This window comes from Bacteroidota bacterium (assembly GCA_016706865.1).
Taxonomy (GTDB): domain Bacteria; phylum Bacteroidota; class Bacteroidia; order Chitinophagales; family BACL12; genus UBA7236.
In genome coordinates this window covers 2,264,885-2,277,574 of record JADJIS010000003.1, presented here as the reverse complement: position 1 = coordinate 2,277,574, position 12,690 = coordinate 2,264,885, and the positions used below count along the sequence as shown (strand labels likewise).

Sequence of the window (12,690 nt, the reverse complement as noted above, 5' to 3'; positions counted from 1 at the left end):
AATTTTTATTTTGATATAATAAATCTCTCATTAATGATGTTTTCGTCAGTCTCGAAGCGTATTATATACATTCCGGAAGTTAATGCACTAACATCGATAGTTTTTGTACCAGTATTTATATTTTCAATAACAATCAATACTTTTCCTGATAGATCAAGAATTGTAATATTATTAACTGTAATATCTACAATATTTATATTTAAAACATCTGTTGCCGGATTCGGGAAGAATGAAATATTTTCCTCCATTACAGTTTCCATCTCTCTGCAAACCAGAGTTGTGAAATTTTGTAGTGCAGAAAAATCAGATACCACATCAACACCAACTGTATCACAAATTGTTCTGATCTGCCATTCATAATTTTTATTGCACTGTAAATTTTTAAGATTTAATTTATTGGTTATACCGGGAACAAATTTTTTCTTCCAAGCCGCTGCCGTTGTTTTTTTATACCATACTTCGTATTGAAATGCATCAGGATCAACTGTCCAATTAAGTCTCGCTTTTGTTGTTGTAATATTATTGGTGAATAATCCTACAGGAGTTTCGCAAAGGGTTGGAAGCGCCTGAGTATAATGTATTGTAGTTGCATACATTTGAGCAACAGCATAAATAGAATTATCAGAGGCAAGACAAATTGCTGTCCCTACATTGGTATAATAATCATGTAAGGCTGTCCATTCCGCAACTCCATCAGGTGTATATTTAATAGTAACCATTTGAGTTAAACTAGTCCAGAAATATCCCGGCCATGGTCCACCTTGTCCTGTTACATAAATATTATCATCATTATCTTTTACCATCTTCATTGGTATTTCATCATTACCTGTGTGCTCATCATATTCCTGCGACCATTGTAGAATTCCGGTACTATTTATTTTAAATGTTATCCAGTCGAAATAAAGTCCACCATATCCTATTATATATGCACCACCGGAATTATCGCTTTCAATTTGACGACCAAATTCTTCATTGCCAAAATCGTAATGTTGCGACCATAATAATGATCCGGAATTATTATATTTTTTTACTGTGAAATCGCTTGAAATAAACGGAATCACGCCAAAGGAACCATGTGATAAAACAAATATATTTCCTGACGGATCCAGATCAATATCAATAATTCCATTTTCAATGCCGCTTAAATACCATAATATGGTTCCGGCAGGCGATATTTTAGCCATGGTTGAACCATAAGATGCTATAACAATATTTCCTGCTGCGTCAAATTCTAAATTATTAAGTGTTCCCGGCATTGGATTTCCAAGATTGTCTGCAATAATTGTCCAAATTTCATTTCCATTGGTGTCATATTTTTTTACCATCATATTACCCACTTCTCCGTGGTAGATCATCCATGCATTTACATCACCACCAACATAAATATTTCCGGATGCGTCCGTTAATACTTTGCGTCCACGGTATGCAACTCCGGTGCTGTATGTTTCTCTCCAAATCAATGCACCATCTTCACCATTAAATTTCATAGTAACTGCTTGAACCGGAAACCAATCTGATCCAAATCCGGTATTTGTATATCCCGTTACAATGGCATCTCCATTAATATCGATGGCAACACAACTTGCCACTTCCCATTGAGATGGTGTTGTATTGTCGTAGGTTACAGCCCATAGAATGGTTCCGTCCGGACTTCTTTTCGTAAGGTAAATATCACCATAAAAGATGTCGCTAAGAGTGAAGGCATTATCTGCCTCATCAACTACTACCATGATGCCGTCTTTACCATAATAATCGTCCTGCGAAACCCAGTCTTCCGTTACCTGAGCATTTATGGCTATTGTGCTAAGGGATAATGCCGCAATAAATAATATTTTTTTCATAAAAGTTAAATTTATATGTATATACAAAGAAATTGGTTAAATAGTAAAAATCGGATGACTTTTGTTCTGTAAACAGGAAACAATTGTCACCATTTATTTGGTGTTCATCTTAAAAATTAAATCGAATTACAATGGTAATTGTAACTGCAACAGGAAGTAGCATCTATCCTAAAGTCAAGAGATTATCAGATTATGCAATGCGTAATCCGTTTTCTATTACTTTATCTGTTTGGAGTAATATAACAGAACCATCTGTTTGAATTGCACCTAAAACAAGGCACTCACTGAAGAAATTAGCAATTTGTTTAGGTGGAAAATTTACCACGGCAACAATTTGTTTCCCTATGAGTTCTGCCTTTGAGTAATGTGATGTGATCTGTGCACTCGATCGTTTAATTCCGAGTTCTCCGAAATCAATTATTAACTGAAAAGCAGGTTTTTTTGCTCCCGGAAAGTCATTTACCTCCAGTATTGTGCCTGTTCTCATTTCCACTTTTTCGAAGTCGGAATAATTTATTGCCATAGATCAAATAGATGTGGCTACAAATATAGTTTTTAAACAAATTATTTCAAATAACGTTTATTCTAAAATGCCCAACTACTATACCCTACTTCCGTTTCAGGATGTTCTTACAAAAAATCGTTTTTGAAAAGGACTGTTTATTAATCTGAACTGTTTGTATATCCCTTCCAAGATCCACTCACAAAGTTGCAGCAGATATTGAGGTCAATAAAATACAGATTTATCCATTTTCCGAAAAAATGGCGAAATTTTTCAATAATAGAAGCTCGTAAATATATTTTGAATGGGAGGGAGAACTTGTGGCTAAATCACTGATAGTAAGGGAACTTTATTATTGACATCAATTTTTTACAAATATTTTTGAGATAGCAGAATTTTCATTTTTACATTCCACAACATAAATACCTTTGCTAAGGGAAGTAACATTAAAAGAATTGAAAAATTCTCCATACGTTTCTTCCATAATATATTCTAAAACAAGTTGTTTCCCGGTTATGGAATACAAGGAAATATACATAGGATTTATTGTAGAAATGGTAACAAGATCGCGACATGGATTGGGAAATATATTTACCACATCATCAAATGATCCTATTTGGTTTGAGGAAGTATAAATAGCCATACCACCAAAGGTACCTGCCCATACCTTTCCCGCATCATCTATATACAACCCATCCGTAGTACTGTGTGGTAAATTTGAATTAGTACTGTAAAATTGATCCCAACTTCCTGTAGCATTTGTTTTTGTAATTCCATTGTGTGTGGCAAACCAAATATTTCCCTCCGCGTCAATTGCCATGCGGTTTACACTGTTGTGTGTAAGCTGGGAGGTAAGTGTGTTATATACAAACAACCAAACATCAGAAACCGGATCATATTTTTCTACACCGAGAAAATCTGCTATATATAAAATGCCTTCATCATCACTTATCATGGTGCGTATAAGATTTGAATTTAGTCCTGAATTATCATAATTATAATTTGTAAAAACACCATCAATTAATTTTGAAACGCCTGAAAATCGTGATCCTATCCAAAGCGTATTGTTTTTATCATTCAATAAACAAGTGAGATCATTTGCGCCCAGTTCTGAATTGGTTGAATCAAATATTTGCCAACTATCATTCTGAACCTTTGCAAGACCTTTATTTGTTGCGATCCATAAAATGGAATTGACACTGTCGAATGCTACATCATTTACATTCATTCCCGGTATAGGTGAATTGGAAGTATCAATCCAACTCCAGCTATCATTTTCATAAATATATAATCCACCAAAAAAAGCGCCGGCATAAATTTTATTATTCAGTGATCTGATCATCCTGAAATCATTAGTTCCCACCTGTAAATTATTTTTATTATAGGTTGTAATTTCTCCTGTGGTTTGATCAAAAATCTTTAACCCCGCGTTTTGAGTTGCAGCCCAAATTTTATTGTTGAGGGAAGTGATACTAATTACTGTATCGGTAATACCGGTGAAATACCAGGTATTATTTTGTCCGCTTGCGAAACCGGGTATAAAGAATAAAAAGACAAGAAATGATCGTTTTCATCAGGACCCACAATTTATTTAAAATTACATTTTTTCAGTGAGTTTATGCAGTTTTATAGACAATTCAATGTGCTGAATTACATTTACTTAGCTTAAACGAAACTTTTTTATTTAATCTTGTGCACAACCTGTTTAAAAAATCCCGTCATTTTTTTTACCTTCATTTGGGCTTCTTTCTAATTTAGCCGACCTTTAAAAAAAATGAAATTTTCACATCTTCACAATCATACCATGTTTTCGCTGCTCGACGGAGCCAGTGACATAAGCAGGCTATATAAGAAAGCAGTTGCAGACGAAATGCCCGCGCTCGCAATTACCGACCACGGCAACATGTTTGGCGCATTTCAATTTGTGGCAGAGGCCTATAAACACAAAAATGCCGATGGAACACCAAAGATCAAACCTGTAGTTGGTTGCGAATTTTATATCGTGAGTGATATGTACCGGAAAAATTTTACCCGGGAAGAGAAAGATGTGCGATATCATCAGGTGCTGCTTGCCAAAAATGAGGTAGGATATAAAAATTTAGTAAAAATGTGTTCCCTGGGTTATACGCAGGGCATGTACGGTAAATACCCTCGCATCGACAGATCCATTATTGAAAAATATCATGAAGGATTAATTGCAACCACCTGTTGTCTCGCTGCTGAGGTTCCCCGAGCCATCATGAAAAAAAGTAAGGAAGAGGCAGAGGAAACATTCAAATGGTGGCATAATTTATTTGGTGAGGATTATTATATCGAATTGCAGCGTCATGACATCCCCGATCAGGTTTATGTGAATGATGTTTTAATGCAATATGCAAAAAAATATAATGTTAAAGTGATTGCAACCAACGATGCACATTATGTTGATCAAGGTGATGCAAACGCACATGATATTTTATTGTGTATCAATACCGGAGAAAAACAGGCAACGCCAAAAATGAAGGATTTTGGTGACGATGATATGCAAAGCAAAGGCAAACGTTTTGCTTTTTATAACGATCAGTTTTATTTTAAAACATCATCAGAAATGATAACTCTTTTTGATGATGTACCTGAGGCAATTGAAAATACCAATGAAATAGTTGATAAGATACAATTATTAGATCTTAAACGCGATATATTATTGCCCGCATTTCCTGTACCCGCCGAATTTAAAATTCATGAGGATGATGTTTTAAATCAATGGGAATATTTAAAGTTCATCACCTTTGAAGGTGCAAAAAAACGGTACGGCGAAATTGAAGCACTCACTGAGGAACGCATCAATTTCGAATTGTTTACCATTAAAACAATGGGTTTTGCAGGATATTTTCTCATTGTAATGGATTTTATAAAAGCAGGGCGCGACATGGGTGTATTTGTTGGTCCCGGAAGAGGATCGGCTGCAGGATCTGTAGTTGCATATTGTATTGGGATAACCAATATCGATCCCATGAAATATAATCTGCTCTTCGAAAGATTTTTAAATCCTGATAGAAAGTCGATGCCAGATATTGATACGGATTTTGATGATGACGGGCGGCAAAAAGTTATTGATTATGTTGTGCAGAAATACGGAAAAAATCAGGTTGCACAATTAATTACCTATGGTACCATGGCTGCCAAAACAAGTTTAAAAGATGTTGCACGTGTTTTGGATATGGCAATTTCAGATAGTAATGCACTAAGTAAATTTATTCCTGAACGCCCGGGTATTTCATTAAACAGATTTATTAATGCACCCCTAAACGGTGATAATTCCTTATTTGAAAAAGAAAATTTATCACCGGATGAAATGGCAAATGCAAAGGCGTTGCGCAAAATATTTGAAGATGGTGATGATCTGAGAAGTAAAGTAATTAAAGAGGCTTTAGTTTTAGAAGGATCGGTGCGCAATACCGGTGTGCATGCTGCAGGGTTAATTATTGCACCATGCGATCTTACCGACCTGATTCCAATTGCAGTTGCAAAGGATTCGGATCTATATATCACACAGTTTGAAGGAGAAGTGATAGAAAATGCAGGTGTAATTAAAATGGACTTTCTTGGTTTAAGAACTTTATCCATTCTTAAAACTGCATTAAATTTAATTAAACAAAATCATGGCGTAACCATTGATATCGACACAATTACTTTAGACGATAAACCCACCTTCGAATTATATCAGCGCGGCGAAACAAACGGAACATTTCAGTTTGAAAGTCCGGGAATGCAAAAATATCTGAAAGAATTAAAACCCGATAAATTTGAAGACCTTATTGCGATGAACGCTCTTTATCGTCCGGGTCCTATTGAATATATTCCTACTTATATCAAACGCAAACACGGGCGTGAGGAAATTCATTACGACCTTGTGGAAATGGAGGAAATATTAAAGGAAACATATGGTGTTACTGTTTATCAGGAACAGGTAATGTTACTTTCACAACGCCTCGCAAATTTCACAAAAGGAGATGCGGATACCCTGCGTAAGGCAATGGGTAAAAAACAAAAGGATGTGCTCGATAAAATGAAATCGAAATTTATCGAGGGTTGCGAAAAAAATAATTTTGATAAAAAAATATGTGAAAAAATATGGGGCGATTGGGAAGCATTTGCACAATATGCATTTAATAAATCGCATTCAACTTGTTATGCTTTAGTTGCTTATCAAACTGCCTATCTTAAAGCAAATTACGCTGCTGAATATATGAGTGCAGTGCTCACACATAATCAGGGGAATATTGAAAAAGTGAGTTTCTTTATGGATGAATGTCGCCGTATGGGAATTTCTGTATTACCTCCTGATGTAAACGAAAGTAATGTAACTTTTGCCGTAAATAAAAATGGTGAAATTCGTTTTGGATTAACCGCGATCAAAGGGGTAGGAGAGGCTGCAGTTGTTGAGCTGATAAGAGAACGCAATGCAAATGGTCCCTATAAAAGTTTATATGATCTTACAAGAAGAGTTAATCTGCGCAGTGTAAATAAAAAGACCTTGGAGTCGCTTGTGCTTGCCGGCGCTTTTGATAGTTTTAATGTTTTTCGTGCACAATATTTTGCGGTTGGAAAAAATGAAACTATTAATGTTTTAGAAAATGCAATACGCTACGGAAATAATTTCACCGATAATGTCAATAATGCTCAAAATACTTTATTTGGTGATACCATTGACAGTGAGGTTGCGGAACCAAAAATTCCGGAATGGCCTGAATGGAACACCGTAGAAAAATTAAAAAAAGAATTTGAAGTAATAGGTATTTATTTAAGCGGACATCCACTTGATGATTATAGAATTGAAGTGGATGCATTTAAAACATGTGCCATAAATGAAATAGAAAAATTTACGGATAAAGGCGAAATTTCTATTGTAGGATATATCGCATCTACTGATACCAAGATCGGAAAGTCGGGTGATAAATACACCATTTTTTCATTGGAAGATTTCAGCGGCCATTTAGAACTTGGATTATTTAAAAGCAATTATATTAAATTCAAAAATTACGTTGACCAAACCGGTAATGTATTATACGTAAAGGGAAATTATCAAACAGACAGAAATGATCCGGAAAGAAAACGTTTTTGGGTGACGGATATTCAATTGCTCAGTGAAATGCGTGAGAAAAAGACCATGAAGATCACCTTAAGCATCTCACTTTCCGATTTGAACCATTCCTTTATTGATGCCGTTGGAGATCTTATCAAGGCACACCCGGGAAATGACAGGATCGCACTGAAAATTGTGGAGGAAACCGAGAATTTTGACGTCTATTTCAGAACCCAAAATGGCTGTATCAAAGCAGAAAGTCCAGTTTTGAACAGTTTGGGGAAATTTGGGGAGGTAACTTTAAAAGTAGCTGGTTAAATTTGCAGAGCCGGGATAGGAGGGGAAAAATGAGTGGTGCAGGAACTAATCCCACACTTGATTGTTACAATAATGTTCTTAATTAATAAACCAATAAAATCAAAAATTACTATGGCATTAGAATTTAACGATGCGAACTTCAAGCAAGATGTTCTTGAAAGTGAAAAACTTACTGTAATCGACTTTTGGGCTGAATGGTGCGGACCTTGCAGGGTTGTTGGACCAGTTATCGAAGAATTGTCGAAAGACTACCACGGTAAGGTGAACATCGGCAAAGTGAATGTTGACTTTAACCCTGAGATCTCTATGATGTACGGGATTCGCAACATCCCAACCATTTTATTTATAAAAAATGGCCAGGTAATCGACAAACAGGTGGGTGCAGTTGCTAAAAGTGTGCTCGATGCGAAGGTGAAACAACATATGTAATTTGTTAAACATACTTAATTTAAGCCTTCTTGCGTTAGTAGGAAGGCTTTTTACGTAAGCCCTGAATTGAAAATTAGATAAAACAAATGGTTTGAAGTAAATTTCAAATTTTCTAATTCAGGGTTATTTGCATAGAATATGGCTACAACCCAACAATTGATGTCCATTCAGGACCTGCGCAGTATTGAAAACCTGGAGCTTCTTGCTAAACAGGTAGTGGAAGGTTTTATTTTAGGATTACATAAAAGCCCCTTTCATGGATTTTCTGTAGAATTTGCAGAACATAGAATTTATAATCCCGGAGAGGCCACACGTCATATCGACTGGAAAGTTTACGGAAGAACGGATAAGTTATTCACAAAAAAATATGAGGAAGAAACCAATCTGCGTTGTCAGATCGTGATCGATGCTTCCTCGAGTATGTATTTTCCCGAAGCAGAAAAAAATGAACAGGGATTACACATTAATAAACTCATATTTTCTGCCATTTGTGCCAGTTCTATCATGCATCTATTAAAATTGCAAAGAGATGCTGCGGGACTTACCATTTTTGCGGATGATATTTTGCTGCATACAAAAGCTGCAAGTAATATTGTTCATCAAAAATTATTGCAATCTCAGTTGGAGAATTTTATTGGAAGATCATCCAGAGATCTGAAAACTGAAGCTGCAAAATGTTTGCACGTAATTGCGGAAAATGTGCATCGCCGGAGTTTGGTGATTGTTTTCAGCGATATGTTTGAAGGCAATGAAAACACGGAAGAACTTTTTTCTGCGCTGCAACATTTAAAACACAATAAACATGAAGTAATTTTATTTCATGTAGTGGATAAAAAACACGAAATAGATTTTACCTACGATAACCGACCATATGTTTTTGTTGATATGGAAAGTGGTGAAAAAGTTAAAGTTAGAAGCAATGAAGTTAAATCTCACTACATGGAACAAATGGTGAAATTTATGAAGAATTTAAAAACACGATGCGATCAATACAAAATTGATTTTATAGAAGCTGATATGAATAAGGAATTTAGTCAGGTATTAATGCCTTATTTAGTGAAAAGAATGAAGATGAAATAATGGAACTCAATTATATAAAATCAGGATCCGGATATCCTATAATTATTCTTCATGGATTATTCGGAATGTTGGATAACTGGAAAACCATAGCAAGATCCTTAGAAGAAAAATTTACTGTTTACCTTATCGACCAACGCAATCATGGAAAATCTCCACATACTCCGGAGCATTCATACCAATTAATGGCGGATGACCTTAGTGTATTTTTTACACACCATCAAATATCAAAAGCGCATATCATCGGACATTCCATGGGTGGTAAAACGGCAATGCAATTTGCACTTCAGCACCCCGAAAAGGTAAATAAACTTATTATAGTGGATATGGGAATTAAACGTTATCCGGGAGGACACGATTCCATTTTTGATGCGTTACAGTCTATAGATCTTAAAACCATCCATTCCAGAAAAGATGCTGAGATACTTATGGCTGATAAGCTGTCGGATATTACAGTACAACAATTTCTATTAAAAAATTTATCAAGAAATGTAAATGGGAGTTACCGGTGGAAGTTCAATTTGGAAGCATTATCAGCCAATTACGATGACGAAATTCTTGCACCCGTAAAAGTTTTAAATACGTTTACAGGAGATGTATTGTTTGTAAGAGGCGAAAATTCCAAATATATTGTGAATGAAGATTGGGATGATATTCAAAAAGTTTTTCCAAATGCCATCTTAAAAACAGTGGAAGATTCAGGGCATTGGGTGCATGCTGAACAACCGGAGGCGTTTTTAGGGATCATATTAACATTTATTACCTAGTCATTTATTAACTTTGCTAAAAAAAATACTATGAAAAAACTTTTTACTTTATTAATGGTAACAATTAGCATAGCTTGTTATGCTCAGCCAACAATTACATCCTCGGTTGCTGGTACCATCGGAGATGAATTATCTTATGTGAATGTAAATACTACTGACTTTGACCCTGGTGCTGCCGGTGAAAATGTTACGTGGGATTTTTCCGGCATCTCTACCTCTGGTACTACAGTAGGTTATACTCTAGTGGATCCTTCCGCAACAGGTGAAGCTGCGGAATTTCCAGGTGCAAATACTGCAAGTGATGACGGATCAGGGAGTTTTGGTTTTTTTAAGATCACTCCTTCGGAATATACTGTGTATGGTGTTTATACCCCGGCAACAACAATAAGTTATAGTGACCCGGAAGAAATACTTATTTTTCCTTTAACTTACGGAACAACCAATTCCGATGATCTGCATGCTGAATTTTTCTCAGGGTATGATATGATTCGTGACGGATCAAATGAAATGAACGCAGATGGTTACGGAACCCTAATTCTGCCATCAGGAACTTATACAAATGTTTTAAGAGTAAAAATTGAGCAAGATTTCAGTGATGAAGCGGTGGGTATACCTTTTACATTTGTATATGATTACACTCTTTATTATTGGTATAAAGCAGGAGTAAAGGGACCTTTATTTCAGTATTTTGATCTTAAAACCGATGTTGGTGGAATTCCAAGTAATTCGGAATCATACGGAATTAACAGCGATGTGGAAATTACTGGGTTACAGGATAATTTATTGAATAATAAATTAGATATTTTTCCTAACCCGGCTGTAGATAATATACAAATTGCATCTGCCGATGTTAACCTTTTAAATGCTGAAATTTATGACCTGAAAGGAAGTTTGATAATTAGTCAGGATTTATCAGGACATACCTCAACATTACATGTTGCTGATCTGACTTCGGGTATATATTTATTAAAAGTTTTAACATCTGAAGGACTGCAGATAAAAACAATTACAATTCAATAAATACACTTAAAATAGAAAAACCCGCCAGCTTTTGTTCTGGCGGGTTTTTCTATTTTAAGTGCTTCGACACCTGTCAATCATCATCATTAAAATTGGTGATTTTAATCATCTATACCTTTGCGGCATTTTTTCATTTTTGCAGTTGGTAAATGCAATAAAAGTTTGCAATGAACCATGTAGGAGGAGTTTAATATGACATATCCGGTAAGTTTTAATGATGAAAAGAATAGCAAAAGGTTAAAAATGGATATCCAGGGAAATAAATTAATTGGAGAGTTACAGCAAGAATTTAACAGGTATTTCCCTTTTTTGCGAATAGAATTTTTTCGCAGACGCACAGGAGATGAGAAATCAAGTATTGAAAAATTAGGGGCGAATCAAAAAATACAATTTTTAAATGGCAATTCTGATAAAGTTGCGATACATATTGATAAAAACGATAGAGTAGTAACCCTAAAGGATCACTTTAATAAATTCGGTATTGGAGTATTGGTATTTAGAAAAGCGGGCAAAGTTTGGGTGGAAACTACTTTAACTGAGGACTGGACTCTGGAGAGACAGAACATAGAAGGGGAATTATTCAGCAGAAAATAGACATCTTAAAATGGGAGGTTTCTGAGTTTTTTTTCATCCAATATATAGATCTTACCTTCCTTAATATCTATTAATTTTTCATCTTTAAAATCGCTTAATGTTCTTATCAGCGATTCTTTAGCGGTACCAACCACACGTGCAAGATTTTCTCTGGAAATTTCTACTTTTGAATTATTGGGATCCGATTTTTTAAAGATATCATATACTTCCATCAAACTGGCTGCAACACGTTTCCGAAGAGAATTATATGCTAATGCAATAAGCTTTTCTTCTTTGTCAGAAATATTTTTTGTGAGCAATTTAATAAACTGTTGTGCCACTATCATATCCTTGTTAATAAGCGCAGTAAAATCCTCCGCAGGTATAAGCATTAATTCAGAATCCTCCATAAATTCTGCATTTTCTGCATAGGGTTTATTTTCCAATATAGCTGTATACCCAATAAAATCTCCGTTGGTATAAATTGCATTGATCAATTCTTTTCCATCTTCATTTATTAAATAGGTTTTTACTTTTCCTTTTATTACGTAATAAATATTATGAGGCCTGTTGTTTTCTGAATATAAAAACTGCTTTTTTTTGTATTCTCGCACTTCCCGAAGATCAGATGTCAATTCAAGACCTGCTGTTTCATTCGCTAAATTTATAAATTCATTCACTCCATGAATGTCGTTTGTAAATGCAGAACGCAGCAATTCATGTTTTTTAAATCGCACCTCTATTGCTCTCAGTAATTCAATATCGTCAAACGGTTTTGTAATATAATCATCAGCACCCATTTCCATACCTTTTCTGAAATCCGACTTTTCTGTTTTAGCAGTTAGAAAGATAAATGGGATATTTTTTGTCTCATCGTTCTGTCCCAATAAATGTATCACACCATAACCATCCAGAACCGGCATCATAATATCGCAAATGATGAGATCAGGCTTTTCCGCAAGTGCAATGTCAACTCCAATTTTGCCATTCTCCGCCGAAAATACCGTGTAATTTGCAAGTTCCAAAATCTCTACAGTATTTTCACGCAGTTCTGTATTATCTTCAATTAATAGTAATTTCTTTTTCATGTTAATATTA

Annotated in this window: 10 protein-coding genes; 6 read left to right on the top strand and 4 right to left on the bottom strand. The window is 35.2% G+C overall.

Annotated elements, in window-relative coordinates; genetic code table 11:
• Positions 1 to 5 precede the first annotated feature (5 nt).
• From IPI31_18995 to IPI31_18985, 3 genes are all read right to left on the bottom strand, one after another.
• Positions 6 to 1,841: a T9SS type A sorting domain-containing protein gene (locus tag IPI31_18995; GenBank protein MBK7569908.1), complete on the bottom strand. Its 1,836-nt coding sequence runs from the start codon at positions 1,839 to 1,841 to the stop codon at positions 6 to 8.
• 190 nt (positions 1,842 to 2,031) lie between these two features.
• Positions 2,032 to 2,364, bottom strand: a complete 333-nt coding sequence (locus IPI31_18990) for a tRNA-binding protein (GenBank protein ID MBK7569907.1) — start codon at positions 2,362 to 2,364, stop codon at positions 2,032 to 2,034.
• A gap of 340 nt (positions 2,365 to 2,704) precedes the next feature.
• Complete coding sequence (locus IPI31_18985) at positions 2,705 to 3,685, bottom strand: T9SS type A sorting domain-containing protein (protein MBK7569906.1); 981 nt, start codon at positions 3,683 to 3,685, stop codon at positions 2,705 to 2,707.
• Positions 3,686 to 4,117: 432 nt separating this feature from the next.
• Here IPI31_18985 and dnaE point away from each other — a divergent pair, with 432 nt between their 5' ends.
• The 6 genes from dnaE (at position 4,118) to IPI31_18955 (ending at position 11,613) form a co-directional block, all read left to right on the top strand.
• Positions 4,118 to 7,726, top strand: coding sequence for a DNA polymerase III subunit alpha (dnaE, locus tag IPI31_18980; GenBank protein MBK7569905.1), 3,609 nt, complete (start codon positions 4,118 to 4,120; stop codon positions 7,724 to 7,726).
• A gap of 111 nt (positions 7,727 to 7,837) precedes the next feature.
• Positions 7,838 to 8,155, top strand: coding sequence for a thioredoxin (gene trxA / locus IPI31_18975; protein MBK7569904.1), 318 nt, complete (start codon positions 7,838 to 7,840; stop codon positions 8,153 to 8,155).
• Positions 8,156 to 8,293: 138 nt separating this feature from the next.
• Entirely contained in the window at positions 8,294 to 9,235 is a 942-nt protein-coding gene (locus IPI31_18970; protein MBK7569903.1) for a DUF58 domain-containing protein, read from the top strand.
• Positions 9,235 to 9,999 carry an alpha/beta fold hydrolase gene (locus IPI31_18965; protein ID MBK7569902.1) on the top strand — a complete coding sequence of 255 codons (765 nt, stop codon included), beginning with the start codon at positions 9,235 to 9,237 and terminating at the stop codon, positions 9,997 to 9,999. Before IPI31_18970 ends, IPI31_18965 begins: the two co-directional genes overlap by 1 nt.
• A gap of 30 nt (positions 10,000 to 10,029) precedes the next feature.
• Positions 10,030 to 11,019: a T9SS type A sorting domain-containing protein gene (locus IPI31_18960; GenBank protein MBK7569901.1), complete on the top strand. Its 990-nt coding sequence runs from the start codon at positions 10,030 to 10,032 to the stop codon at positions 11,017 to 11,019.
• Positions 11,020 to 11,262: 243 nt separating this feature from the next.
• Entirely contained in the window at positions 11,263 to 11,613 is a 351-nt protein-coding gene (locus tag IPI31_18955) for a hypothetical protein (protein MBK7569900.1), read from the top strand.
• Positions 11,614 to 11,618: 5 nt separating this feature from the next.
• Here IPI31_18955 and IPI31_18950 read toward each other — a convergent pair whose 3' ends face one another.
• A complete protein-coding gene (locus tag IPI31_18950) occupies positions 11,619 to 12,680 on the bottom strand; it encodes a response regulator (GenBank protein MBK7569899.1) in 1,062 nt (353 codons plus the stop codon).
• Positions 12,681 to 12,690 lie beyond the last annotated feature (10 nt).